This window comes from Pseudomonas sp. 1L-C-7-B-C1 (assembly GCF_057291635.1).
Genome location: NZ_JBXAWH010000011.1, coordinates 167198 through 192815, shown reverse-complemented (window position 1 = coordinate 192815; position 25618 = coordinate 167198). Strand labels below are relative to the sequence as shown.

The window sequence follows — 25618 nt, the reverse complement described above, 5'->3', positions numbered from 1 at the left end:
GACGGGCGTTCATGTCAGGTCGGCCGCCAGCTTCGAGGCCTGCGCCAGCGCCGCGTTGAAGTTCTTCTCCGCCGTCGTCGCATCCGCGAGGGTGGCTTCCGACACCACCGCATCGATGGCCGGTACACCCACCATGCGCGCCCAGGTTTTCAGGTAAGCGACCTGATGATCGTAGTCCTCCGTGGGGAAATCCTCCCCAAGCGCTACCCCACGGGTCGCGAACACCACCACTTTCTTGCCTTTGAGCAGACCGCGCATGCCCTGAGCGTCGAAATCGAACAGCACGCCCCGCTGCGACACGGCGTCGATCAGATGCTTGAGGCGGTAAGGAATACCAAAATTCCACATCGGCACGCTGAAAACGATGACGTCGGCGCGATGGAAACGCTCGCCCAATGCATGTATCTGCTCCCACACCATCTGCTGCTCGGCGTTCATCTGCACGCCTTGCAGATCGGCGTACTTGGCCTCCAGTGCGGCACCGTCGAAGGGCAGCAGATCGGTCGTCCAGACGTCCAGGACATCCACCGTGGCGTCGGCGTGCAACGAGGTCAGGGTCTCGAGATAGCGCGCAGCGAGTTTGAGAGAGGCAGAGCGATCGCCGCGGGGAGAGCTGGCAAGGTGAAGAATATGCATGGGATTCGTTCCTGTGGGGGTGGGGAAGCGATGTCATTTAGTCCGTGACGCTCAGGCCGATGTTCCCGGCAGGTGGACGGAGCGATGAGGCGATTGATCAACCCTCCTGCCTGCCCACGTTCGATTCTTGATAGAATCCGCGCCGCGTTGCCCGGTCGGCACACGCTTATCTGAATCATTCACCCGGTAGGCCCTTTGCGAGGGTCACCACCTGGAGACGCCACATGACCCAAACCGCACCCATCGTCGTCGCGGCGCTGTACAAATTCGTCACCCTTTCCGATTACGTCGCGCTGCGCGAGCCACTGCTGCAGGCGATGGTCGACAACGGCATCAAGGGCACCTTGCTGATCGCGGAGGAAGGCATCAACGGCACCGTCTCCGGCAGCCGCGAGGGCATCGACGGCTTGATGGCCTGGCTGAAGAAGGACCCGCGCATGGTCGATATCGACCATAAGGAATCCTACTGCGACGAGCAGCCGTTCTACCGCACCAAGGTCAAACTCAAGAAAGAGATCGTGACCCTCGGCGTGCCGGGCGTAGACCCGAACAAGGCCGTCGGCACCTATGTTGATCCCAAGGACTGGAACGCGCTGATCGCCGACCCTGAAGTGCTGCTCATCGACACGCGCAACGATTACGAAGTGTCCATCGGCACTTTCGAAGGCGCGATTGACCCCAAGACCACGTCATTCCGTGAGTTTCCCGATTACATCAAGGCGAATTTCGATCCAGCCAGGCACAAGAAGGTCGCGATGTTCTGCACCGGCGGCATTCGCTGTGAGAAGGCCTCCAGCTACATGCTCGGTGAAGGGTTCGAAGAGGTCTACCACCTCAAGGGCGGCATTCTCAAATACCTGGAAGAAGTGCCCCAGGAAGAAACCCGCTGGCAGGGCGACTGCTTCGTGTTCGACAATCGCGTCACCGTGCGCCACGACCTGACCGAAGGCGACTACGATCAATGTCACGCCTGCCGCACACCGATCAGCGCAGAAGACCGCGCCAGCGAGCACTATTCGCCGGGCGTCAGTTGCCCGCATTGCTGGGATTCACTGAGCGAAAAAACCCGCCGCAGCGCCATCGACCGGCAGAAGCAGATCGAACTGGCGAAGGCGCGCAATCAGCCGCACCCGATCGGGCGCAATTACCGTGCGCTCGACGGCCAGGCCACTGAAACTCAAAGCAACGAGGGCTGAGCCATGTCCACCCGCCTGCTGTATGTGATGGACCCGATGTGTTCCTGGTGCTGGGGATTTTCTCCGGTGGCCGAAGCATTGGTCGAGCAGGCGGGAGCGGCGGGGGTGCCGTTGCATCTGGTGGTGGGCGGGTTGCGCACCGGCAGTGGCGCGGCGCTGGAACCGACGACCAAACGCTACATCCTCGAACACTGGCAAGCGGTGCACGAGGCCACGGGCCAGGCGTTCCGTTTCGACGGCGCCTTGCCCGACGGTTTCGTCTACGACACCGCGCCTGCCTGCCGAGCGATTGTTGCGGCGCGCAGTCTGGCCCCGGACGTGGCCTGGCGGCTGGTCAAGGAAATCCAGCAGGCCTTTTATCTGGACGGCCGCGACGTGACCCACGGCTCGGTGCTGGCCGAGCTGGCCGAAAAAGCCGGCTTGCCGCGCATCGAGTTTGCCGAAGCCTTCGACAGCGTCGAACAGCACACCGCAACTGCGTCGGATTTCTCCTGGGTTCAGGACTTGGGCATCGCGGGTTTTCCGACATTGCTTGCCGAGCACCACGGCCAGTTGGCGCTGCTGACCAACGGTTATCAACCCCTTGATGTCCTTGAGCCCTTGCTGGGTCGCTGGCTGGAGCGTAATGCCAGTGCCTGATGTCGAGAATGCGGACCGTCGCAGCACCGCACCATCGGTTGATGAGCCTCCCGCCGTTGATCGCTTGAACTGGGCGCAGATCCGCCGCCTTGCCCTGCAGCACAGGAAATCGCTGTGGGTGGCCAATGGCGTCGCGGTTCTGGCCGTGCTCTGCTCGGTGCCTATACCGCTGCTGTTGCCGTTACTGGTCGATGAAGTGCTACTGGGCAAAGGCAATTCGGCGCTGATCTTCATGAATCAGTTCCTGCCCGACAGCCTGCACAAGCCCGTCGGCTACATCGGTCTGATGCTGGTGGCGACACTCTGCCTGCGCCTGGGCGCGCTGGTGTTCAACGTGATTCAGTCGTGGCTGTTTGCCGGCCTGGCCAAAAACATTGTCTACCGCATTCGCACGCGCCTGATCGAGCGACTCAAGCGCATCTCGCTGAGCGAATACGAAAGCCTGGGCAGCGGCACGGTCACCGCGCACCTGGTGACGGATCTGGACACCGTCGACAAATTCGTCGGCGAAACGCTCAGCAAGTTTCTCGTGGCGATGCTTACCCTCACAGGCACTGCCGCGATCCTGATGTGGATGCACTGGCAACTGGCGCTGCTGATTCTGCTGTTCAACCCGCTGGTGGTGTTCGCCACGGTGAAACTCGGCAAGCGCGTTAAACACCTCAAGAAGCTGGAAAACGACAGCACTTCGCGCTTCACCCAGGCGCTCACTGAAACCCTCGACGCGATCCAGGAGATCCGCGCCAGCAACCGTCAGGGGTATTTCCTCGGATTGCTCGGCCTGCGCGCCCGGGAAGTGCGCGATTACGCGGTGTCGTCTCAATGGAAGAGCGACGCGTCGGGCCGGGCCAGCGGGTTGCTGTTTCAGTTCGGCATCGACATTTTCCGCGCTGCCGCGATGCTGACGGTGCTGTTCTCCGACCTGTCCATCGGTCACATGCTCGCCGTGTTCAGCTACCTGTGGTTCATGATCGGCCCCGTCGAACAACTGCTGAACCTGCAGTACGCCTACTACGCGGCGGGCGGCGCGCTGACCCGGATCAACGAGCTGCTGGCCCGTGCGGACGAACCTCAGTACCCGGGAAAAATCAATCCGTTCGAGGGTCGGCAGACGGTGAGCATCGACGTGCGCGGGTTGAGCTTCGGCTACAACGACGAGTTGGTCCTCGATGAACTTGACTTGTCCATCAATCCGGGCGAGAAGGTCGCCATTGTCGGTGCCAGCGGCGGCGGCAAAAGCACGCTGGTCCAGTTGTTGCTCGGCCTGTACACCCCCCAATCCGGCGTGATTCGTTTTGGTGGCTCGCGCATGCAGGAGATGGGTCTGGACACCGTGCGCGAGAACGTCGCGGTGGTGCTGCAACATCCGGCGCTGTTCAACGACACCGTCCGTGCCAACCTGCTGATGGGGCGCGAGCAGGACGACAGCGCCTGTTGGCAGGCGCTGGAAATCGCACAGATGGATGCCACGATCCGCGCCCTGCCCCTCGGGCTGGACAGTGTGGTCGGGCGCTCGGGTGTTCGGTTGTCTGGTGGCCAGCGACAACGGCTGGCGATTGCGCGCATGGTCCTGGCTGACCCCAAGGTGGTGATTCTCGACGAGGCTACTTCTGCCCTGGACGCTGCCACCGAGTACAACCTGCATCAGGCGCTGAACCGTTTTTTAAGTGGCCGCACCACGCTGATCATTGCCCACCGACTTTCGGCAGTGAAACAGGCGGATCGGGTGCTGGTGTTCGATGGCGGGCGCATTGCCGAGGACGGTGACCATCAGCAGCTGATTGCAGACGGCGGGCTGTACGCCAGGCTCTACGGACACCTGCAACAGGTGTGACTCAGCCTGTGGGGTTCGGGAGGTTCATGGTGAAATGGCGTATCGCCACTGGAACACGTCAATTGTTGGGCTATGCTTCGCGTCGACGCCCGCCGGAAATGTGAGAAGCGTCATGTTTACGTCTCTCCACTCAATTGGCTGGTTACGTCTTGTAATGGATGTGAGAGATTGTCTGCTGCATCGTGGAAATTAGCGAAGTCCCTCAGGCTCCAGGAAGGTTGCCTGGCAGGGGGGCTGAGTATCTGGCAGTGCTGATCAAAGGGACACCATGAAGCAAAAGCGGATTCTCGAGAAGCCTCGCCTTCTGGGCATCGTATGGCCATTTATCGCCGTTGTGCTGTTACAGGCACTGCTCGGCTGCGTCAGCCTGTACATGATGTCGGCGGTGCGCAGCTACATTGGCGGGGAGAGCCTGTGGTCGAAGGGCCAGAAAGACGCCATTTATTACCTGAATCTCTACGCCAACAGCCGCGACGACATTAATTACCTGAAATACCAAAAAGCCATTGCCATTCCCCAGGGCGGCCATGACCTGCGCCTGGCCATGGATCAGCCGGTGCCCGACATCGCGCGCGCCAAGGCCGGGATTCTGCAAGGTGGCAACCACCCTGACGATGCCCAGAGCATCATCTGGCTTTATCTGAATTTTCAGCACTTCAGCTACCTGGAAAAGGCCATTGACCTGTGGAAGGTCGGTGACAACTACCTGGTCAAGCTCGATGAAGTCGCCCGGGAAATGCACGCGCGGATTCAGGAAGGCAACGTCACCAATAGCGAGGTCCTGGGGTGGCGGCAGCGCATCAGCGCCATCAACGAAGGCGTCACGCCCGCGGCCATGGCCTTCAGCGACGCGCTGGGCGAGGGCTCGCGGGTCATCCTGCGAATTCTGCTGGTGGTCAACCTCGCCACCGCGCTGTGCCTGATCATCCTGGCGCTGCTGCGCACCCATAAGTTGCTGGAGCAGCGCCATGCCTTCGCGGTCGCGCTGCAGATGGAAAAGGAGCGTGCGCAAATTACCCTTGAGTCCATCGGTGATGGTGTCATCACCACCGACGTCGACGGCTCCATCGTCTATATGAATCCCGCCGCCGAACTCATGACTCACTGGAAAAACGAGCAGGCGGCCGGCCTGCCGCTGGCCGCGTTATTCAGCCTGCTCGACGAGAATGACCAGAAAGACACTTCGACCCTGATCGAGCGCATGCTCAGTGGCAATCTGGGCGGCGGCAGCGAAAGCTCCAGACTGATTCAGCGCCTGGACGGCAGCACTGTGTCGGTCGCGCTGGTCGGCTCGCCGATTCGCGCCGAAGGCAAGGTCAGTGGCGCGGTGCTGGTGCTGCACGACATGACCCAGGAGCGGCAATACATCGCCAACCTGTCCTGGCAAGCGACCCACGATGCCCTGACCGGACTGGCGAACCGCCGCGAGTTCGAATACCGCCTGGAACTGGCCCTCAACAATCTGGTGGAGCAGCCCGCGCGGCATGCACTATTATTTCTGGATCTTGACCAGTTCAAGCTGGTCAACGACACCAGCGGTCATGCGGCGGGTGATGAGTTGCTGCGGCACATTTGCACGCTGTTGCAGCAGGGCGTGCGGGAGGGTGACACCCTGGCGCGACTGGGCGGTGACGAGTTCGGCATCCTCCTCGAACATTGCGCGCCGGAGGACGCCGAACGGGTCGCCGAAAGTCTGCGGCAAACGGTGGAAAGCCTGCATTTTGTCTGGAAAGGCCGGCCGTTTGTGACCACGGTCAGCATTGGCCTGGTGCACATCGACGAGGTCCCGACCACCCTGGAAGCCTCGCTGCGCGCCGCCGACATGGCCTGCTACATGGCCAAGGAAAAAGGCCGCAACCGGGTTCAGGTCTACCACGACGACGACTCCGATCTGTCCACCCGCTTTGGTGAAATGGCGTGGATTCAGCGCCTGCACATGGCCCTCGAAGAGAACCGCTTCTGCCTGTATTCCCAGGAAATCGCAGCGCTGGGTCGCAACGCCGAGCAAAGCAATGGCCATATCGAGATTCTGCTGCGGCTGCGGGACGAGTCCGGGCGGATGATCCTGCCCGACAGCTTCATCCCCGCCGCAGAACGCTACGGCATGATGACCACACTGGATCGCTGGGTCGTGCAGCACGTCTTCATGATCATTGCCGACTGCCTCAAGGTCGGGCACCACAAGGGGCCCATGGCGGTGTGTGCGATCAACCTGTCCGGGACCAGCATTGGCGACGACGCATTTCTTGAATATTTGCGACAGCAGTTCCAGATCTACGCAATCCCCCCTGAACTTATCTGTTTTGAAATCACCGAAACCAGTGCGATCGCTAACTTGGGCAGCGCCATTCGGTTTATCAATGAACTCAAAAGTCTGGGATGCCGTTTCTCTCTGGATGACTTCTGTGCAGGCATGTCGTCATTTGCGTACTTGAAGCACTTGCCTGTGGACTTCCTGAAGATTGATGGCAGTTTCGTAAAGGACATGCTCGACGATCCGGTCAACCGGGCGATGGTGGAAGTGATCAACCATATCGGGCACGTGATGGGCAAACAGACGATCGCCGAGTTTGTCGAGAGCCCTCAGATAGAGCAGGCGTTATTGGAAATCGGTGTGGACTACGCTCAGGGGTATGTTATCGAGCGACCGCAATTATTCACCTGTGAATGTCTGCACGCACGGCCCGCGAGGCAGACCCCCCTGTTGTTCAGCGCTCCCGGGACTTTTCGCTGAACACACCCTACGCAACTCACATAAGGAGCTACACAGTGATCGATATGTTCATTAGAACCGGTCCGCTGATGGATGCCAGCAGTTACCCCGCTTGGGCACAGCAATTGATTAATGATTGCAGTGACGCCAAGGCCAAGGTGGTAGGGCATGAACTTTATCAACGCATGCGTGACGGGCGGCTCAGTTCTAAGACCATGCGCCAGTACCTGATTGGTGGCTGGCCGGTTGTCGAACAGTTCGCGGTCTATATGGCGCATAACCTGACCAAAACCCGATTCGCCCGACACCCGGGTGAAGACATGGCACGACGATGGTTAATGCGCAATATTCGGGTCGAACTCAACCACGCCGATTACTGGGTCAACTGGAGCGCCGCCCATGGGGTGACACTGGAAGACCTGCAGGCGCAAAGGGTGCCCTCGGAACTTCACGCGTTGAATCACTGGTGCTGGCACAGCTGTTCGTCGGATTCGCTGGTGGTGGCCATTGCGGCGACCAACTACGCCATTGAAGGCGCCACTGGTGAATGGTCTGCGGTGGTCTGTTCCCAGGACACCTACGCAGACCTGTTCCCGCCGGAGACACGAAAGCGGGCGATGAAGTGGCTGAAGATGCATGCGCAGTACGACGATTCCCACCCTTGGGAAGCGTTGGAAATCATTTGCACCCTGGCCGGCAACAACCCCAGCGAGCAATTGCAGACCGACCTGCGAATGGCGGTCTGCAAGAGTTACGAGTACATGTTCCTGTTCCTTGAACGATGCATGACGCTGGAACGATCCCAGGAAGGTAACGGCTCGGTCCGGGAACACCGGATACCTGCCCGCGCCTGATCGATCAGCCCGCCATCTCCAGGCGGTTGCGGCCCTTGCGCTTGGCGGCGTACAGGGCCGTGTCGGCGCGGCGCAACATGCTGTCGGACGATTCGCCCGGCAGCAGCGTCGAGCAACCGAGGCTGACGGTCAGATCCAGAGGCCGTCCTGTCACCGGATAACTCAGTTGCAGTGCCGCACTGCGCAGGCGCTCACCCACCAGCGCGGCTGACTCACGACTGGTGTCGCTCAGCACGATAAGAAATTCCTCACCGCCAAATCTGAACACTTGATCGATATTACGCAGGCGATCCTTGACTGCGTTGGTCACGGCCCGCAGCACTTCATCGCCCGTGGCATGGCCATGGGTGTCGTTGATGCCCTTGAAGTGGTCGATGTCCAGCATCAGCACCGATAGCGGTTGCTGCTGGCGGCGTGCGATTTCGAACTCTCGAATGAGTGACTGTTCCATGGCAATCCGGTTACCGGCGCCGGTCAGCGGGTCACGCAGCGCACTCAGGCTGGCATGGCGGTACAGCAGGGCATTGCGCAGGGGGTAGAGCAAGCTCGACAGCAACGATTCGAGTTGCTCCAGCTCGTGCTCGGCAAAACGATGATCACGCTGGAACGAAAGCTCGCCAAGTTGCTTGCCTTCGTGGGTCATGCTGTACGTGGCGTTATGCCGGGCGCGTTCGCCGAGCTCCAGACGCAGATCGGTGGGCAGGTGTTTAAAGTTAAGGGCATTCAGCGGGATGAGCTGCTGAATGCTCTGGAAGAGCATCGACAGGATCTTATCCGCTTCAAGGCTGGTCTGCAGTTGCAGGTCGAGCTGACGCCGAAGCTGCTCGTAATCGAGGGCAGGCCGGACGAGTCTGTGCTGCGGCGCGAAACCATGGCGTTGCAGCCGGGCGCTGTCGAAATCTATGGCATTGGTGGTGGTTGGAAAACTCATGGTTCCGCTCCTTCGCCTCTACGGGCTTGAAATGCAGAGAGCGAAACTCGTGCCAATTCGACTGCCTGCGTGAAAAGTATTGTCAATCAACAAGTTGCGGCGGATTGTGACAGGTTTGGTACCTATCGGCGCCTTGGATTTGACTTACGTATCGATTCCGAACGCATTGGGCGATACAAGACGACAGGAAACTGCCGAGTGGAGGGCACCCGGCGCCACTAGATATTCAGATGAGGGAGCGCAGCGTCAGTGCGCTCGCTCCCATGGGCTGCGACGAACCCACAGCCGGGTTCAGCGGGTCTGCGCATCCAGTGCCTGCCCGTTGATGCCCTTACTATCCGGGCCCATCAGGTACAGGTACACCGGCATGATCTCTTCCGGCGTCGGGTTATTGGTCGGGTCCTCGGCCGGGTACGCCTGGGCGCGCATGTCAGTGCGGGTTGCGCCCGGATTGATGCTATTGGCGCGTAGCGACCCCAGCCCATCGATTTCATCGGCCAGTGTCTGCATCAGCCCTTCGGTGGCGAACTTGGACACACCATAGGCGCCCCAATATGCGCGGCCTTTGCGCCCGACGCTGCTGGAGGTGAACGCAATGGATGCGTCACCCGAGAGCTTGAGCAGAGGCAGCAACGCAGTGGTCAGCATGAAGGTGGCGTTGACGTTGACGTGCATGACTTGCATGAACTGCTCGCCAGTGAGCTGTTCGATCGGCGTGCGCGGGCCGATGATCGAGGCATTGTGCAATACGCCGTCTAGCCGACCGAACTCGGCTTCGATCATCGCGGCGAGTTCATCGTATTGATGGGGCAGGGCAGTCTCGAGGTCGAACGGGATGACCACGGGCTGCGGATGCCCGGCGGCCTCGATCTCGTCATACAGCGCGCTCAGGTTCGATTCGGTCCTGCCCAGCAGCAAGACCGTTGCACCGTGGGCGGCGTAGGTTTTCGCGGCAGCGGCGCCAATACCACGGCCGGCGCCGGTGACCAGAATCACCCGGTCCTTGAGCAGATCGGGGCGGGCGGAGTAATTGAACATGGGGTCTCCTTCATCACACGTAGTCAAGCGGTAAAACGCAGTGTGTGGCTGGCGGCATTACTGTGGGAGCGAGCTTGCTCGCGAATGTATTCTGGATTCACTAAAGATGCGACGGATGTACCGTCCTCTTCGCGAGCAAGCTCGCTCCCACAAGTCCGGAGGTGTAACCAAGATATCGAGTCCACCCCGATCCTGTGGGAGCGAGCTTGCTCGCGAATGTATTCTGGATCCACTAAAGATGCGACTGACGTACCGTCGTCTTCGCGAGCAAGATGGAGCGCGACCCCGATCGTCCCACAAGGGATTTGCATTCGGTCTCAAATCAGCAACTGCACAACGCATCGTCCAGCACCCGGCGCAGTTCCAGCGGGTGATTCACCACCACGTCCGCGCCCCAATGATCGGGGTTGTCGTGGGGATGGATATAGCCATAGCGAACGGCGGCGGTCTTGGTCCCGGCGTCGCGGCCGGATTCGATGTCACGCAGGTCATCGCCCACGAACAACACGCTGGCCGGGTCCAGATCGAGCATCTTGCAGGCCAGCAACAGCGGCTCCGGGTCGGGCTTGCTCTTGGTCACGTGGTCCGGGCAGATCAGCAGCGCAGAGCGTTCCGACAAACCCAGTTGTTCCATGATCGGTTGGGCAAAGCGCACCGGTTTGTTGGTCACCACGCCCCAGATCAAGTTGGCTTTTTCGATGTCCGCCAGCAACTCGGCCATGCCGTCGAACAGCTTGCTGTGCACGGCGCAATCAGTCTGGTAGCGCGCCAGAAACTCCAGTCGCAGCGCCTCGAATTCCGGCGCGTCGGGGGACATGGCGAACGCCGCCGAAACCATGGCCTTTGCGCCGCCTGAGATTTCGTCGCGAATCAGCTTGTCGTCCACACGCGGGAAGCCGCGTTCGGCCAGCATCGCCTGGCAGATTGCGATGAAGTCCGGCGCGGTGTCGAGCAGCGTGCCGTCCATGTCGAAGAGAACTGCCCTCAGGCGCATGGCTCAGACTCCTCGCAGTGTCTGGATCATGTAATTGACGTCGACGTCGGACGCCAGCTTGTAGTGCTTGGTCAGCGGGTTGTAGGTCAGGCCGGTGATGTCCTTGACCTGCAGCCCGGCATCACGGCTCCACGCGCCCAGCTCGGACGGGCGGATGAATTTCTTGAAGTCATGGGTGCCGCGCGGCAGCAGGTTCATGATGTATTCGGCGCCGATGATGGCGAACAGGTACGCCTTCGGATTGCGGTTGATGGTGGAGAAAAACACCTGACCGCCCGGCTTGACCATCTGGTAGCAGGCGCGAATCACCGACGAAGGGTCGGGTACGTGCTCGAGCATTTCCAGGCAGGTCACGACATCGAATTGCTCGGGCATTTCTTCGGCCAGCGCTTCGGCGGTGATCTGCCGGTATTCAACGCTCACGCCGGATTCCAGTTGATGCAGTTGCGCCACGGCCAGTGGCGCTTCGCCCATGTCGATGCCGGTCACGGTGGCGCCGCGCAAGGCCATGGCCTCGCTCAGAATGCCGCCGCCGCAGCCGACGTCGAGCACCTTTTTGCCGGCCAGATTCACGCGCTCGTCAATCCAGTTAACCCGGAGCGGATTGATGTCGTGCAGCGGCTTGAACTCGCTGTTGCGGTCCCACCAGCGATGGGCGAGGGCCTCGAATTTGGCGATTTCGGCGTGGTCGACGTTGCTCATGTGTGATCCTCTAAAACTTGAATTCGGTGTCCGGCCACGGTATCTGACCGTGGCGGCGCTCAATGGGTCAGGCTTTATCTGACGCGATGCGGTCGCCCCAGGCTTTGGCGGTTCGGGTCAGCGCTTCTTCGTCCATGCGGGTCAGGCGTTTGTCCTGCAGCAACTGCTTGCCGGCGACCCAGACGTGGGTCACGCAGTCGCGTCCCGTTGCGTAAATAAGTTGTGACACCGGGTCGTAGACCGGCTGTTGCGCGAGCCCCGAAAGGTCGAACGCGACCATGTCGGCGGCCTTGCCGATTTGCAGCGAGCCTGTGTGATCATCAATGCCCATGGCGCGAGCGCCGTTCAGCGTGGCCATGCGCAGCGCACGGTGGGCGTCCAGCGCGGTGGCCGAGCCGGCGACGGCTTTCGCCAGCAGCGCAGCAGTGCGGGTTTCGCCAAGGAGATCCAGGTCATTGTTGCTGGCCGCACCGTCGGTGCCGATGGCGACGTTGACCCCGGCCTGCCACAGACGCTCGACCGGGCAAAAACCGCTGGCCAGTTTCAGGTTGGATTCGGGGCAGTGAATGACGCTGGAGTTGCTTTCGACCAGCATCGCCAGGTCGTCATCACTGATCTGGGTCATGTGCACCGCCTGGAAGCGCGGGCCCAGCAGGCCCAGGCGCTGCAGCCGCGCGAGGGGGCGTTCCTGGCGTTGCTGAACGGCCTCGTGCACTTCAAAGGCGGTTTCGTGAACGTGCATCTGGATCATCGCGTCCAGCTCATCGGCGATGACCCGGATCTTCTCCAGGTTTTCATCGCTGACGGTGTAGGGCGCGTGGGGGCCCATGGCGATCTTGATGCGATCGTGGTGGGCGAGGTCGTTGAACAGCTCGATGCCGATGTGCAGCGATTCGTCGCTGTTGCGTGCGCCGGGTATCGGGAAGTCCAGCACCGGCACGGTGATCTGTGCGCGAATGCCACTGTTGTGCACCCGCTCGCAGGCAACCTTCGGGAAAAAATACATATCGGAGAAGCAGGTGATGCCGCCTTTTAACTGCTCGGCGATGGCCAGATCGGTGCCGTCGCGAACGAAATCCTCATCAACCCATTTCGCCTCGGCTGGCCAGATATGATCCTGCAGCCAGGTCATCAGCGGCAGATCATCCGCCAGACCGCGAAACAGCGTCATCGCCGCATGGCCGTGGGCGTTGATCAGCCCGGGACTGAGCAGCATGCCCGGCAACTCGCGCACTTCGAGGGCCGGCTGGCGCAGGGCCTCGGCACGCGGACCGATGTAAACGATCAGGTCATCGCGAATGCCGATCCCGTGCTGCTTCAACACAACGCCGGCGGGTTCGACCGGTACCAGCCAGTCCGGCAGCAACAACAGGTCGAGCGGGGCAGCGGAATGGGGCATGGGGCGGGCATCCAATGGCTTATTACGGGGACGGCGAAGTATACCCGAGCGTCTTCGCAGGCGGCTCGCTATAATCGGCGGCTTTTTAAGGTGCTGGCGATTTGCTTCTTTGCACCGTCGCTGTGGCAGCAGGTTTTTCAAAAATTCATCAAGTGGGGTGTGCAATGCGCGATCGATTACTGGCTGCGGAGAAGGTAAAGGCCATCGATTGGCGGGACGGCACGTTGCATCTGCTGGATCAGCGGGTCTTGCCCTTCGAAGAAACCTGGCATCCCTACACCAGTGCCGAAGGCGTGGCCGAAGCCATTCGCACGATGGTGGTGCGCGGCGCGCCGGCTATCGGCATCAGTGCGGCCTACGGCATCGTATTGGCGGTTATTGATCGTCTGGCCGAAGGCGGCGACTGGCAGATGGCCCTGGAAGAAGACTTCGACCTGCTGGCCAATTCCCGGCCCACGGCGGTCAACCTGTTCTGGGCGCTGAACCGCATGCGCGAGCGCCTGTATCGCCTGAAGGATCACGAAGATCCGCTGAAGGTCATGGAAGCCGAAGCCGTGGCTATTCATTTGAGCGACCGCGAAGCGAACCTGACCATGGCGCAACTGGGTGCCGAGCTGATCCGCAAGCATCAGGGCAACCTGCAGACCGTGCTGACCCACTGCAACACCGGCGCGCTGGCCACCGGCGGCTTTGGTACCGCACTCGGTGTCATTCGCGCAGCACATCTTGAAGGCATGATCGAGCGCGTTTACGCCGATGAAACCCGGCCCTGGCTGCAGGGCTCCCGCCTCACGGCGTGGGAACTGGTCAACGAAGGCATTCCGGTCACCCTCAACGCCGACTCTGCGGCCGCGCACCTGATGAAAACCAAGGGCATCACCTGGGTCATCGTGGGTGCCGACCGCATTACCGCCAACGGCGACGTCGCCAACAAGATCGGCACTTACCAGTTAGCAGTCGCGGCAATGCACCACGGCGTGCGCTTCATGGTGGTAGCGCCGAGCTCGACCATCGACATGAACCTGGCCAGCGGCGACGACATTCCCATCGAAGAGCGCGACGGCCGCGAATTGCTGGAAGTCGGCGGCAAGCGTGTGGGCGCCGACGTCGACGCCTTCAACCCCGTCTTCGACGTGACGCCCGCCGATCTCATCGACGCCATCGTCACCGAGAAGGGCATCGTCGAGCGCCCCGACACGGCGAAAATGGCGCTGTTGATGTGCCGCAAACGCCTGCATTAATCACGCCGTGACCGGTAATACCGTTCGTCCCCATACGCCGTATCACGCTCTGTGAGCGCGTCTCAGGCGTCTGCTGGCGAAATGGCTTGTTCGCGGCACCTGCAAACACTTCGTGCCTGACGGCGATTGTGGTACCATCCGGCGCTTTCCAAAGGGCCGCATGGCGACCCTGATAACTGCGCCTATTCATGGCATAACTCGCTGATTTGTCGTAAGTCGTTGCCTGACAATCGTCGGCAGCGGCAAGCCTTGTTCATCCCGTACGGCTGAGCGAGGTTTCACCAGAAAAAGGAATCAGGCTTCTCATGGGCGAACTGGCCAAAGAAATCCTCCCGGTCAATATCGAAGACGAGCTGAAGCAGTCCTACCTCGACTACGCGATGAGCGTCATCGTCGGACGTGCTCTCCCCGATGCGCGCGACGGCTTGAAGCCCGTGCACCGGCGGGTACTGTTCGCGATGAGCGAACTGGGTAACGACTGGAACAAGCCGTACAAGAAATCCGCCCGTGTGGTCGGTGACGTTATCGGTAAGTACCACCCGCATGGCGACACCGCGGTCTACGACACCATCGTTCGTATGGCCCAACCCTTTTCCCTGCGCTACCTGCTGGTAGATGGCCAGGGCAACTTCGGTTCCGTGGACGGCGACAACGCCGCCGCCATGCGATACACCGAAGTTCGCATGACCAAGCTGGCCCACGAGCTGCTGGCCGACCTGCACAAGGAAACCGTGGACTGGGTGCCGAACTACGACGGCACCGAACAGATCCCTGCGGTCATGCCGACCCGTATTCCCAACCTGCTGGTCAACGGCTCGAGCGGCATCGCCGTGGGCATGGCGACCAACATTCCGCCGCACAACCTCGGTGAAGTCATCGACGGCTGTCTGGCGCTCATCGACAACGGCGACCTCACCGTCGACGAGTTGATGCAGTACATCCCCGGCCCTGACTTCCCGACCGCCGCGATCATCAATGGTCGTGCCGGCATCGTCGAAGCCTACAAAACCGGCCGTGGCCGCATATACATGCGCGCCCGCTCCATTGTCGAAGATATCGACAAGGTCGGTGGTCGCCAGCAGATCGTCATCACCGAACTGCCGTACCAGCTGAACAAGGCGCGCCTGATCGAGAAGATCGCCGAGCTGGTCAAAGAGAAGAAGCTTGAAGGCATCACCGAACTGCGTGACGAGTCCGACAAGGACGGCATGCGCGTGGTCATCGAGCTGCGTCGCGGCGAAGTGCCTGAGGTCATCCTCAACAATCTTTACGCCCAGACCCAGCTGCAAAGCGTCTTCGGTATCAACATTGTTGCGCTGATCGACGGCCGCCCACGCATCCTGAACCTCAAGGACCTGCTGGAAGCCTTTATTCGTCACCGTCGCGAAGTGGTTACCCGCCGCACCGTGTTCGAACTGCGCAAGGCCCGCGAGCGGGGTCACATCCTCGAAGGTCAGGCCGTTGCCCTGTCGAACATTGACCCGGTCATCGCCCTCATCAAAGCCTCGCCGACGCCGGCTGAAGCCAAGGAAGGTCTGATCAGCACGCCTTGGGAATCCAGCGCCGTGGTCGAGATGGTCGAGCGCGCAGGCGCCGAATCCTCCCGCCCGGAAAACCTCGATCCTCAGTACGGCATGCGTGACGGCAAGTATTTCCTTTCGCCGGAACAGGCTCAGGCCATCCTCGAACTGCGTCTGCACCGCTTGACCGGTCTGGAGCACGAAAAGCTGCTGACCGAGTACCAGGAAATCCTGACTCAGATCGGCGAGCTGCTGCGCATCCTCAACAGCGCCACGCGCCTGATGGAAGTCATCCGCGAAGAGCTGGAGCTGATCCGCGCCGAATACGGCGATGTGCGTCGCACCGAAATCCTCGATGCGCGCCTGGACCTGACCCTCGGCGACATGATCCCCGAAGAAGAGCGCGTCGTGACCATCTCCCACGGTGGCTACGCCAAGACTCAGCCGCTGGCCGTCTATCAGGCCCAGCGTCGCGGCGGCAAAGGCAAGTCGGCCACCGGCGTCAAGGATGAGGACTACATCGCTCACCTGCTGGTCGCCAACAGCCACACCACGCTGCTGATGTTCTCCAGCAAAGGCAAGGTGTACTGGCTCAAGACCTACGAGATCCCGGAAGCGTCCCGCGCCGCCCGTGGTCGTCCGCTGGTCAACCTGTTGCCGCTGAGTGAAGGTGAATACATCACCACCATGCTGCCGGTCGACCTCGAAGCCATGCGCAAGCGGGCTGACGAAGAAGAAGCCGAAGGCGTGGACGCCGACGCCGAAGACCTCGAAAACAGCAACGAGACCGAAGAAGAGCGCAAGGCGCGCATCAAGGCTGCCGACAAGAAGAAGGCCCCGTTCATCTTCATGTCGACCGCCAACGGTACCGTCAAGAAGACCCCGCTGGTGGCGTTCAGTCGTCAACGCAGCGTTGGCCTGATTGCGCTGGAGCTGGACGAAGGCGACATCCTGATTTCCGCGGCCGTCACCGATGGCGAGCAGGAAATCATGCTGTTCTCCGACGGCGGCAAGGTCACCCGCTTCAAGGAATCCGAAGTGCGCGCCATGGGCCGTACCGCTCGCGGTGTGCGCGGCATGCGTCTGCCTGAAGGGCAGAAGCTGATTTCCATGCTGATTCCGGAGCAGGGCAGCCAGATCCTCACCGCTTCCGAGCGTGGCTACGGCAAGCGCACCGCGATCACTGAGTTCCCTGAGTACAAGCGTGGCGGTCAGGGCGTCATCGCCATGGTCAGCAACGAGCGTAACGGCCGTCTGGTCGGCGCGGTTCAGGTGCAGGACGGCGAGGAAATCATGCTGATTTCCGACCAGGGCACGCTGGTGCGTACCCGCGTTGGCGAAGTATCGAGTCTGGGCCGTAACACTCAGGGCGTGACCCTGATCAAGCTGGCCAAGGACGAGAAACTGGTAGGTCTGGAGCGCGTGCAGGAGCCATCGGAAGTCGAAGGCGAAGAGCTGGAAGGCGAAGCGTTCGAGGGCGAAGAGGTTGATGGCGACGTGATTGGCGCCGTCGACACCGACGAGTCCGCTGACGATGTGCAGGCGGATCCCGCGGCTGACGAAGACGAGCCGCAGGAGTAACGCTGAGAGGGGGCTGGCGATCCGGCCCCCTCCTTAGAATCATGGGGCGCACGCTGTCAGGCAGACCGCTTTCGCGACCGTCGCAAACTCCGACTGTTCCTACAGTCGATCTCAGCGCCCGACCAGAGAACGTCTGTAGGAGCAACCGGAGGTAACGACGGTCGCGATGCGGATCTTCTGACACAATGCAGTCCCTGTCCTGCACTTCCCCGCATTTCACCCGTTCCAAATTAATTCAGTGACACGACGAGAGTGGATATGAGCAAGCGAGCCTTTAACTTCTGCGCAGGTCCTGCCGCGCTCCCTGAAGCTGTTCTGCTGCGCGCCCAGGCCGAACTCCTGGACTGGCATGGCAAAGGCCTGTCCGTCATGGAAATGAGCCATCGCAGCGACGAGTTCGTCTCCATCGCCACCAAGGCGGAGCAGGATTTTCGCGATCTGCTGTCTGTCCCCTCCAATTACAAAGTGCTGTTTCTTCAAGGTGGCGGCAGTCAGCAATTCGCTCAGGTTCCGTTGAACCTGCTGCCGGAAAACGGCACGGCCGACTACATCGACACCGGCATCTGGTCGCAGAAAGCCATTGAAGAAGCATCGCGCTACGGCAACATCAATGTGGCCGCCAGCGCCAAACCCGCCGATTACTTCGCTATCCCCGGTCAGAGCGAATGGAAGCTGTCGAAAGACGCCGCCTACGTTCACTACGTGCCCAACGAGACCATTGGCGGTCTGCAATTCAACTGGATTCCGGAAACCGGCGACGTGCCGCTGGTTGCTGACATGTCTTCGGACATTCTTTCGCGCCGTCTCGACGTGTCGCGTTTCGGCATGATCTTCGCTGGCGCCCAGAAGAACATCGGCCCGAGCGGCATTGTCGTGGCGATCATCCGCGAGGACCTGCTGGGTCGCGCGCGCTCGCTGTGTCCAACGATGCTCAACTACAAAGTCGCCGCCGACAACGGATCCATGTACAACACGCCGCCAACGCTGGCCTGGTACCTGTCCGGTCTGGTCTTCGAATGGCTGAAAGAGCAGGGCGGCGTCGAGGCCATGGCCGTGCGCAATGAGCTCAAGCAGCGCACGCTGTACGACTTCATCGACGCCAGCGGCTTGTACAGCAACCCGATCAACCCCTCCGATCGCTCGTGGATGAACGTGCCGTTCCGTCTGGCCGATGATCGCCTGGACAAGCCGTTCCTCGCGGGTGCCGAAGCGCGCAATCTGCTGAACCTCAAGGGCCACCGTTCGGTGGGCGGCATGCGCGCCTCCATCTACAACGCCATCGACATCAATGCGGTCAATGCCCTGACCGCCTACATGGCAGAGTTCGAGAAGGAACACGGCTAATGTCTGAACAAGAGCTCAAGGCACTGCGGGTCCGCATCGACAGCCTGGACGAAAAGGTTCTGGAGCTGATCAGCGAGCGCGCCCGCTGTGCCCAGGAAGTCGCGCGCGTCAAGATGGCCGGTCTCCCGGCTGGCGAAGTACCGGTGTTTTATCGCCCTGAACGTGAAGCAGCGGTGCTCAAGCGCGTCATGGAGCGTAATCGTGGCCCGTTGAGCAACGAAGAGATGGCGCGGCTGTTCCGCGAAATCATGTCCTCGTGTCTTGCGCTTGAGCAGCCGCTCAAGGTCGCGTATCTCGGCCCGGAAGGCACCTTTACTCAGGCGGCGGCGCTGAAGCATTTTGGTCACGCCGTGATCAGCAAGCCGATGGCTGCGATCGACGAAGTGTTCCGCGAAGTCGTCGCCGGTGCGGTGAACTTCGGCGTCGTCCCGGTGGAGAACTCCACCGAAGGTGCGGTCAACCACACCCTGGACAGCTTTCTTGAGCACGACATGGTCATCTGTGGCGAAGTCGAGCTGCGTATTCACCATCATCTGCTGGTGGGCGAGAGCACCAAGACCGACAGCATCAGCCGCATCTATTCCCACGCGCAGTCCCTGGCGCAATGCCGCAAATGGCTGGACGCGCACTACCCGAACGTCGAGCGCGTCGCTGTCGCCAGCAATGCCGAGGCGGCCAAGCGGGTCAAGGGTGAGTGGAACTCGGCGGCGATCGCCGGTGATATGGCGGCGGGCCTTTACGGGCTGACGCGGATTGCCGAGAAGATCGAAGACCGTCCGGACAACTCCACACGTTTCCTCATGATCGGCAATCAGGAAGTGCCGCCGACGGGCGACGACAAGACGTCGATCATTGTGTCGATGAGCAACAAGCCCGGTGCGCTGCATGAACTGTTGGTGCCTTTCCACGAAAACGGCATCGACCTGACGCGGATCGAGACGCGGCCCTCGCGAAGCGGTAAGTGGACCTACGTGTTTTTCATCGATTTCGTCGGCCACTACCGCGACCCGCTGATCAAGGCCGTTCTTGAGCAAATCAGCCAGGAAGCCGTGGCGCTCAAGGTGTTGGGTTCCTATCCGAAGGCAGTACTTTGATCCTGCGTCCGGACTTGTAGCCCACAGGTTTCACTGAAAAGGTAATGCGATACATGAGCGGCGACTTCCTCGCGCTGGCACAGCCCGGCGTGCAAAAACTATCGCCTTACGTTCCCGGCAAACCGGTGGACGAACTGGCCCGTGAACTGGGTATCGATCCGGCGCGCATCATCAAGCTGGCGAGCAACGAAAACCCGATGGGCGCGAGCCCCAGGGCGTTGCAGGCGATCAAAGACGCACTGGCGGAGTTGACCCGTTACCCCGACGGCAACGGTTTCGAGCTCAAGCAGCGCTTGTCGCAGGCCTGTGGAGTGCACCCTGATCAGGTGACGCTCGGCAACGGCTCCAATGACATTCTGGAAATCGTCGCCCGTGCCTATCTGGCCCCGGGGCTCAATGCGGTGTTCAGTGAACACGCGTTCGCGATCTATCCAATCGTCACCCAGGCCGTGGGCGCAACCGCTCACATTGCCAAGGCAAAGAATTGGGGGCACGACCTGCCGGCCATGCTCGCCGCCATCGACAGCAACACCCGGGTGGTCTTCATCGCCAATCCGAACAACCCCACCGGGACCTGGTTCGGGCCGGGCGCTTTGGCGGATTTCCTCGCTCAGGTGCCCAGGGACGTGCTGGTGGTGTTGGACGAGGCTTACATCGAATACGCCGAAGGTGCCGAACTGCCTGACGGGCTCGACTTCCTGAGTACCTATCCGAACCTGCTGGTCTCGCGGACGTTCTCCAAGGCCTATGGCCTGGCGTCGTTGCGCGTCGGTTATGCGTTGTCCTCGCCGGTCGTGGCGGACGTGCTGAACCGCGTGCGTCAGCCATTCAACGTCAACAGCCTTGCACTGGCAGCTGCCTGCGCCGCGCTGGACGATGTTGACTATGTTGCGCAAAGCCGTCAGCTGAATGAAGCCGGCATGCAGCAGCTGGAAGAAGGGCTTGGCCGGATGGGCCTGGCCTGGATTCCCTCAAAGGCCAACTTCATCGCCGTGGACTTGGACCGCGAAGCCGCTTCGGTTTATGAAGGATTGCTGCGCGAAGGCGTCATCGTTCGACCGGTCGGCGGTTACGGCATGCCCGATCATCTGCGGGTGAGCATTGGTCTGCCAGCAGAAAACAGCCGCTTTCTTGAGGCGTTAAGCAAGGTTTTGGCGCGTGGTTGATGTCATGTCGCTGCGACCCGCTGAGCCTGTGATCGGCCGCCTGGTGGTGGTCGGCCTCGGCTTGATCGGAGGGTCATTCGCCAAAGGCTTGAGGGAGAGTGGCTTGTGTCGCGAAGTGGTGGGCGTCGATCTCGACCCGCAATCGCGCACACTGGCCGTCGAACTGGGCGTGGTTGATCGCTGTGAAGACAGTCTCGCTGCCGCTTGCACAGGGGCGGACGTCATTCAGTTGGCCGTGCCGATTTTGGCCATGGAAAAGCTCCTCGGGATACTGGCAGGCCTGGACCTGGGCAATGCCGTGCTGACCGATGTCGGCAGCGCCAAAGGCAATGTGGTCCGTGCTGCCCGCGAGGCGTTTGGTGTGATGCCCGCGCGCTTCGTACCCGGCCACCCGATTGCCGGCTCCGAGCAGAGCGGAGTGGAAGCCTCCAACGCCGAGCTATTCAAGCGGCACAAAGTCATCCTTACACCGCTCGCTGAAACCGACTCTTCTGCGCTGGCGCTGGTCGATCGTCTCTGGTCGGCTCTGGGCGCTGACGTGGAGCACATGCAGGTCGAGCGTCACGATGAGGTGCTGGCGGCGACGAGTCATTTGCCTCACCTCCTGGCCTTCGGTCTGGTGGATTCCCTGGCCAAGCGCAACGAAAACCTCGATATCTTCCGTTATGCCGCGGGCGGCTTCCGCGACTTTACGCGCATCGCCGGCAGCGATCCGGTGATGTGGCATGACATCTTCCTGGCGAATCGCGAGGCTGTGCTGCGCACCCTCGACACCTTCCGCAGCGACCTGGATGCGTTGCGCGACGCGGTCGATGCAGGCGACGGACATCAGTTGCTCGGTGTGTTCACCCGGGCTCGCGTCGCCCGCGAGCATTTCGGCAAGATCCTCGCCCGTCGTGCTTACGTTGAAAAAACCTCAGGCGCCGACCTCAGCTTTATTGCCCAGCCGGGCGGCGTAGTCAGGGGGCGGGTTCGCGTGCCGGGGGACAAGTCGATTTCCCACCGGGCGATCATGCTCGGGTCACTGGCCCAAGGCACCAGCGTCGTCGAAGGCTTTCTGGAAAGTGAGGACGCGCTGGCAACGTTGCAGGCCTTCCGCGACATGGGCGTAGTCATCGAAGGGCCGCACCACGGTCGCCTCACCATTCACGGCGTCGGCCTCAACGGGCTTCAACCGGCGCCGGGGCCGCTTTATCTGGGTAACTCGGGCACGTCGATGCGCCTGCTCTGTGGCCTGTTGGCCGCGCAGCGATTCGACAGCGTGCTGACCGGCGATGCCTCGCTGTCCCGGCGCTCGATGACCACTGTCGTCGCGCCATTGCGCCAGATGGGCGCGGTGATCAAAACCGCAGAGGACGGCCGACCGCCGCTGACCGTTCGCGGCGGGCAGGGGCTTCAGGCCATCCGCTACGACATGCCGTTGCCCGGTGCTCAGGTGAAATCCGCGCTGTTGCTCGCCGGTCTTTACGCAAATGGCACAACGATGGTGCATGAGTCGGCGCCGACCCGGGACCACACCGAGCGTATGCTGCAAGGGTTCGGCCATTCGGTTGCTGTCCATGACGGGACTGCGGCGCTGCAGTCAGGGGGAGAGCTCAAGGGCGCACCCATCGAAGTGCCCGGCGACATCTCCTCTGCGGCGTTCTTTATGGTGGCAGCGTCCATCGCCGAAGGCTCCGACCTGATTCTGGAAGGCGTGGGCGTCAACCCGACGCGCTCCGGCGTTATTGATGTCCTGCGTCTGATGGGCGCGGACATCACGCTGCACAACCCGCGCGATGCGGGCGGTGAGCCGGTGGCTGATCTGCACGTGCGCCCTGCGCGCCTCATGGGTACCGCCGTTCCACAGACGCTGGTGTCTTTGGCGGTCGACGAGCTTCCAGCACTCTTTATTGCCGCCGCGTGCGCGGAAGGGCGAACAGTGTTCAACGGTGCTCAGGGCTCACGCGTCAGGGAATCCGGCCGTCTTCAAGCCATGGCCGACGGTCTGGCGACGCTCGGTATAAACGTTGAATCGACCGCAGATGGCATCATTATTGATGGTGGAACCGTCGGCGGTGGTGAAATCAATGCGCAGGGTGATCACCGCATCGCCATGGCATTCAGTATCGCGTCGCTGCGCGCGGCCAGTCCGATCCACATCCGGGACTGCGCCAATATGGCGACTTCATTTCCCAGTTTCCTGACGCTGTGTGCTCAGGTGGGTATTCGTGTAACGCAAGAGGGGCAATCGTGAAAGTTCAAGCTCCGGTCATTACGATCGACGGACCCAGCGGTTCCGGAAAGGGCACAGTGGCGGGCAAGCTGGCCAAACGTCTGGGCTGGTCCCTGCTGGATTCCGGCGCGCTGTATCGGCTGCTGGCCTTCGCCGCGGTCAACCATGGCGTCGACCTGACCAATGAAGAAGCATTGAAGCTGCTGGCTGCGCATCTGGATGTGCAGTTTATGGCGGCGACCGACGACCACGGTCAGCGCATTATCCTGGAAGGTGAGGACGTGACGTCGGCCATCCGCAATGAGCACGTGGGCAGTGGCGCGTCGCAGGTGGCCTCGTTGCCGGCGGTTCGCGAAGCACTGCTGCAGCGCCAGCGGGCGTTTCAGGAGTTTCCGGGGCTGATTGCCGACGGCCGCGACATGGGCACGGTGGTATTTCCCGGCGCGCCATTGAAGATTTTTCTGACGGCCAGCGTCGACGAGCGTGCCCGCCGACGATATTTGCAGTTGAAGGCCAAGGGTGACGATGTTAGTCTGCCGAGTCTGCTAGATGAGATCCGTGTCCGCGACGAGCGCGACACCCAGCGAGCGGTAGCCCCGCTCAAGCCGGCGCATGACGCCATTCAGCTGGATTCCACCGAATTGTCCATCGAGCAGGTGCTTGAACGCATCCTGAGTGAAGTCGCACTCCGCGATCTCGCCGGATGACCAGAAAGCCATGTGGGAGACCAGTCATAGTCCCGCAGGCTTTCTTTCATATGAACGAAACCCACGTTGTCTGGAGCGTGGCAGATGGGCGTATTCTTCGCCCTTATCAACAGGAATTAAAATGAGCGAAAGCTTTGCTGAACTTTTCGAAGAAAGCCTAAAGACTCTTAACCTTCAGGCCGGTTCGATCATCACCGCGATCATCGTCGATATCGATTACCAGGCTGGTTGGGTCACCGTTCACGCTGGTCTGAAGTCTGAAGGCCTCATCCCGCTGGAGCAGTTCCACAACGACGCTGGCGAGCTGACCATCAAGATTGGCGATGAAGTGCACGTTGCGCTGGACGCGGTCGAAGACGGCTTTGGCGAAACCAAGCTGTCCCGCGAAAAAGCCAAGCGTGCCGAGTGCTGGATCGTTCTGGAAGCGGCTTTCGCAGCTGAGGAAGTGGTCAAGGGCGTTATCAACGGTAAGGTTAAAGGCGGCTTCACAGTCGACGTTAACGGCATCCGTGCGTTCCTGCCAGGTTCTCTGGTTGACGTCCGTCCAGTGCGCGACACCACGCACCTGGAAGGCAAAGAGCTGGAATTCAAGGTCATCAAGCTGGACCAGAAGCGCAACAACGTTGTCGTTTCCCGTCGCAGTGTCCTCGAAGCCGAAAACAGCGCCGAGCGCGAAGCTCTGCTGGAATCGCTGCAGGAAGGCCAACAGGTCAAGGGTATCGTCAAGAACCTCACCGATTACGGCGCATTCGTCGATCTGGGTGGCGTCGATGGCCTGCTGCACATCACCGACATGGCCTGGAAGCGTATCAAGCATCCATCGGAAATCGTCAACGTTGGCGATGAGATCGATGTAAAGGTCCTGAAGTACGATCGCGAGCGCAATCGTGTTTCCCTGGGTCTGAAGCAACTGGGTGAAGATCCATGGGTTGCTATCAAGGCTCGTTACCCGGAAGGCACTCGCGTCACCGCGCGTGTTACCAACCTGACCGACTACGGCTGCTTCGCAGAGCTGGAAGAAGGCGTGGAAGGCCTGGTACACGTTTCCGAAATGGACTGGACCAACAAGAACATCCACCCGTCTAAAGTCGTTCAGGTTGGCGACGAAGTGGAAGTCATGGTTCTGGACATCGACGAAGAGCGTCGTCGTATCTCCCTCGGCATCAAGCAGTGCAAATCTAACCCGTGGGAAGATTTCTCTGGCCAGTTCAACAAGGGCGACAAGATCTCCGGCACCATCAAGTCGATCACCGATTTCGGTATCTTCATTGGTCTGGACGGCGGCATCGACGGTCTGGTTCACCTGTCCGACATCTCCTGGAACGAGGTGGGCGAAGAAGCCGTACGTCGTTTCAAGAAGGGCGACGAGCTTGACACCGTGATCCTGTCGGTTGATCCAGAGCGTGAGCGCATCTCGCTGGGCATCAAGCAGCTGGAAAGCGATCCGTTCTCCGAGTACGTCACTGTCAATGACAAAGGCGCTATCGTCCGCGGTATCGTTAAAGAAGTTGACGCCAAAGGCGCCATCATCACTCTGGCCGACGACATCGAAGCGACCCTCAAAGCCTCCGAAATCAGCCGTGACCGCGTTGAAGACGCGCGTAACGTCCTGAAAGAAGGCGAAGAGATCGAAGCCAAGATCATCAGCGTTGACCGCAAGAGCCGCGTGATCAGCTTGTCCATCAAGTCGAAAGACGTTGAAGACGAGAAAGAAGCGATTCAGAGCCTGCGTAGCAAGCCTGAAACCGCTGAAAGCACTGGTCCTACCACTCTGGGTGACCTGCTGCGTGCTCAAATGGAAAAACAGAACTGAG

General features: G+C 60.8%; 19 protein-coding genes. 13 read left to right on the top strand and 6 right to left on the bottom strand.

From position 1 onward, the window contains the following. Positions 1-9: 9 nt before the first annotated feature. Positions 10-636: an FMN-dependent NADH-azoreductase gene (locus tag AC0Z8Z_RS18035; protein ID WP_485620004.1), complete on the bottom strand. Its 627-nt coding sequence runs from the start codon at positions 634-636 to the stop codon at positions 10-12. Between the two features lie 224 nt (positions 637-860). Here AC0Z8Z_RS18035 and trhO point away from each other — a divergent pair, with 224 nt between their 5' ends. From trhO to AC0Z8Z_RS18010, 5 genes are all read left to right on the top strand, one after another. After that, positions 861-1832, top strand: coding sequence for an oxygen-dependent tRNA uridine(34) hydroxylase TrhO (gene trhO, locus AC0Z8Z_RS18030; protein WP_485620003.1), 972 nt, complete (start codon positions 861-863; stop codon positions 1830-1832). Positions 1833-1835: 3 nt separating this feature from the next. Beyond that, the gene (locus AC0Z8Z_RS18025) at positions 1836-2471 is read left to right on the top strand and encodes a DsbA family protein (RefSeq protein WP_485620002.1); all 636 of its coding nucleotides are present in this window, start codon (positions 1836-1838) and stop codon (positions 2469-2471) included. Then, a complete protein-coding gene (locus AC0Z8Z_RS18020; RefSeq protein WP_485620001.1) occupies positions 2458-4305 on the top strand; it encodes an ABC transporter ATP-binding protein in 1848 nt (615 codons plus the stop codon). Before AC0Z8Z_RS18025 ends, AC0Z8Z_RS18020 begins: the two co-directional genes overlap by 14 nt. A gap of 268 nt (positions 4306-4573) precedes the next feature. Beyond that, positions 4574-7039: an EAL domain-containing protein gene (locus tag AC0Z8Z_RS18015; RefSeq protein ID WP_485620000.1), complete on the top strand. Its 2466-nt coding sequence runs from the start codon at positions 4574-4576 to the stop codon at positions 7037-7039. Positions 7040-7074: 35 nt separating this feature from the next. Beyond that, positions 7075-7872, top strand: a complete 798-nt coding sequence (locus AC0Z8Z_RS18010; RefSeq protein ID WP_485619999.1) for an iron-containing redox enzyme family protein — start codon at positions 7075-7077, stop codon at positions 7870-7872. A gap of 4 nt (positions 7873-7876) precedes the next feature. Here the strand turns inward: AC0Z8Z_RS18010 and AC0Z8Z_RS18005 are convergent, their stop codons facing one another. The 5 genes from AC0Z8Z_RS18005 to AC0Z8Z_RS17985 all read right to left on the bottom strand — a co-directional run bounded on the left by AC0Z8Z_RS18005 (position 7877) and on the right by AC0Z8Z_RS17985 (position 12936). Continuing rightward, complete coding sequence (locus AC0Z8Z_RS18005; RefSeq protein WP_485619998.1) at positions 7877-8803, bottom strand: GGDEF domain-containing protein; 927 nt, start codon at positions 8801-8803, stop codon at positions 7877-7879. 291 nt (positions 8804-9094) lie between these two features. Next, positions 9095-9841: a YciK family oxidoreductase gene (locus AC0Z8Z_RS18000; protein ID WP_485619997.1), complete on the bottom strand. Its 747-nt coding sequence runs from the start codon at positions 9839-9841 to the stop codon at positions 9095-9097. A 322-nt stretch (positions 9842-10163) separates the two neighbouring features. Then, positions 10164-10835 (bottom strand): N-acetylmuramic acid 6-phosphate phosphatase MupP, encoded by a 672-nt coding sequence (gene mupP, locus AC0Z8Z_RS17995; protein WP_272632069.1) that lies wholly within the window; start codon positions 10833-10835, stop codon positions 10164-10166. 3 nt (positions 10836-10838) lie between these two features. Continuing rightward, positions 10839-11537 (bottom strand): bifunctional 2-polyprenyl-6-hydroxyphenol methylase/3-demethylubiquinol 3-O-methyltransferase UbiG, encoded by a 699-nt coding sequence (gene ubiG, locus AC0Z8Z_RS17990; RefSeq protein ID WP_122535654.1) that lies wholly within the window; start codon positions 11535-11537, stop codon positions 10839-10841. A 67-nt stretch (positions 11538-11604) separates the two neighbouring features. Continuing rightward, positions 11605-12936, bottom strand: coding sequence for a TRZ/ATZ family hydrolase (locus AC0Z8Z_RS17985; protein WP_485619996.1), 1332 nt, complete (start codon positions 12934-12936; stop codon positions 11605-11607). 164 nt (positions 12937-13100) lie between these two features. On the opposite strand from AC0Z8Z_RS17985, the gene mtnA reads away from it, so the two are divergent. From mtnA to rpsA, 8 genes are all read left to right on the top strand, one after another. Next, complete coding sequence (gene mtnA / locus AC0Z8Z_RS17980) at positions 13101-14177, top strand: S-methyl-5-thioribose-1-phosphate isomerase (protein ID WP_485619995.1); 1077 nt, start codon at positions 13101-13103, stop codon at positions 14175-14177. Between the two features lie 305 nt (positions 14178-14482). Continuing rightward, on the top strand, positions 14483-17278 hold the full coding sequence (gyrA, locus tag AC0Z8Z_RS17975; protein ID WP_485619994.1) for a DNA gyrase subunit A: 2796 nt from the start codon (positions 14483-14485) through the stop codon (positions 17276-17278). Between the two features lie 258 nt (positions 17279-17536). Beyond that, the gene (gene serC, locus AC0Z8Z_RS17970) at positions 17537-18622 is read left to right on the top strand and encodes a 3-phosphoserine/phosphohydroxythreonine transaminase (RefSeq protein ID WP_485619992.1); all 1086 of its coding nucleotides are present in this window, start codon (positions 17537-17539) and stop codon (positions 18620-18622) included. Then, positions 18622-19716, top strand: coding sequence for a prephenate dehydratase (gene pheA, locus AC0Z8Z_RS17965; RefSeq protein WP_122535649.1), 1095 nt, complete (start codon positions 18622-18624; stop codon positions 19714-19716). The genes serC and pheA overlap by 1 nt, the downstream gene beginning before the upstream one ends. A gap of 53 nt (positions 19717-19769) precedes the next feature. Next, positions 19770-20882, top strand: coding sequence for a histidinol-phosphate transaminase (gene hisC, locus AC0Z8Z_RS17960; RefSeq protein ID WP_485619990.1), 1113 nt, complete (start codon positions 19770-19772; stop codon positions 20880-20882). A 28-nt stretch (positions 20883-20910) separates the two neighbouring features. Continuing rightward, positions 20911-23118: a bifunctional prephenate dehydrogenase/3-phosphoshikimate 1-carboxyvinyltransferase gene (locus AC0Z8Z_RS17955; RefSeq protein WP_485620041.1), complete on the top strand. Its 2208-nt coding sequence runs from the start codon at positions 20911-20913 to the stop codon at positions 23116-23118. Then, on the top strand, positions 23115-23804 hold the full coding sequence (gene cmk / locus AC0Z8Z_RS17950; protein ID WP_065992981.1) for a (d)CMP kinase: 690 nt from the start codon (positions 23115-23117) through the stop codon (positions 23802-23804). Before AC0Z8Z_RS17955 ends, cmk begins: the two co-directional genes overlap by 4 nt. Positions 23805-23925: 121 nt before the next feature. Beyond that, positions 23926-25617 carry a 30S ribosomal protein S1 gene (rpsA, locus tag AC0Z8Z_RS17945; RefSeq protein ID WP_065992985.1) on the top strand — a complete coding sequence of 564 codons (1692 nt, stop codon included), beginning with the start codon at positions 23926-23928 and terminating at the stop codon, positions 25615-25617. Position 25618 lies beyond the last annotated feature (1 nt).

Coding starts and splice junctions, on each gene's coding strand:
- hisC (WP_485619990.1), top strand. CDS start 19,770: ATGAGCGGCGACTTCCTCGCGCTGGCACAGCCCGGCGTGCAAAAACTA.
- rpsA (WP_065992985.1), top strand. CDS start 23,926: ATGAGCGAAAGCTTTGCTGAACTTTTCGAAGAAAGCCTAAAGACTCTT.
- AC0Z8Z_RS18020 (WP_485620001.1), top strand. CDS start 2,458: ATGCCAGTGCCTGATGTCGAGAATGCGGACCGTCGCAGCACCGCACCA.
- gyrA (WP_485619994.1), top strand. CDS start 14,483: ATGGGCGAACTGGCCAAAGAAATCCTCCCGGTCAATATCGAAGACGAG.
- AC0Z8Z_RS18025 (WP_485620002.1), top strand. CDS start 1,836: ATGTCCACCCGCCTGCTGTATGTGATGGACCCGATGTGTTCCTGGTGC.
- AC0Z8Z_RS18000 (WP_485619997.1), bottom strand. CDS start 9,841: ATGTTCAATTACTCCGCCCGCCCCGATCTGCTCAAGGACCGGGTGATT.
- mupP (WP_272632069.1), bottom strand. CDS start 10,835: ATGCGCCTGAGGGCAGTTCTCTTCGACATGGACGGCACGCTGCTCGAC.
- ubiG (WP_122535654.1), bottom strand. CDS start 11,537: ATGAGCAACGTCGACCACGCCGAAATCGCCAAATTCGAGGCCCTCGCC.
- mtnA (WP_485619995.1), top strand. CDS start 13,101: ATGCGCGATCGATTACTGGCTGCGGAGAAGGTAAAGGCCATCGATTGG.
- AC0Z8Z_RS17985 (WP_485619996.1), bottom strand. CDS start 12,936: ATGCCCCATTCCGCTGCCCCGCTCGACCTGTTGTTGCTGCCGGACTGG.
- pheA (WP_122535649.1), top strand. CDS start 18,622: ATGTCTGAACAAGAGCTCAAGGCACTGCGGGTCCGCATCGACAGCCTG.
- trhO (WP_485620003.1), top strand. CDS start 861: ATGACCCAAACCGCACCCATCGTCGTCGCGGCGCTGTACAAATTCGTC.
- serC (WP_485619992.1), top strand. CDS start 17,537: ATGAGCAAGCGAGCCTTTAACTTCTGCGCAGGTCCTGCCGCGCTCCCT.
- AC0Z8Z_RS18015 (WP_485620000.1), top strand. CDS start 4,574: ATGAAGCAAAAGCGGATTCTCGAGAAGCCTCGCCTTCTGGGCATCGTA.
- AC0Z8Z_RS18005 (WP_485619998.1), bottom strand. CDS start 8,803: ATGAGTTTTCCAACCACCACCAATGCCATAGATTTCGACAGCGCCCGG.
- AC0Z8Z_RS18035 (WP_485620004.1), bottom strand. CDS start 636: ATGCATATTCTTCACCTTGCCAGCTCTCCCCGCGGCGATCGCTCTGCC.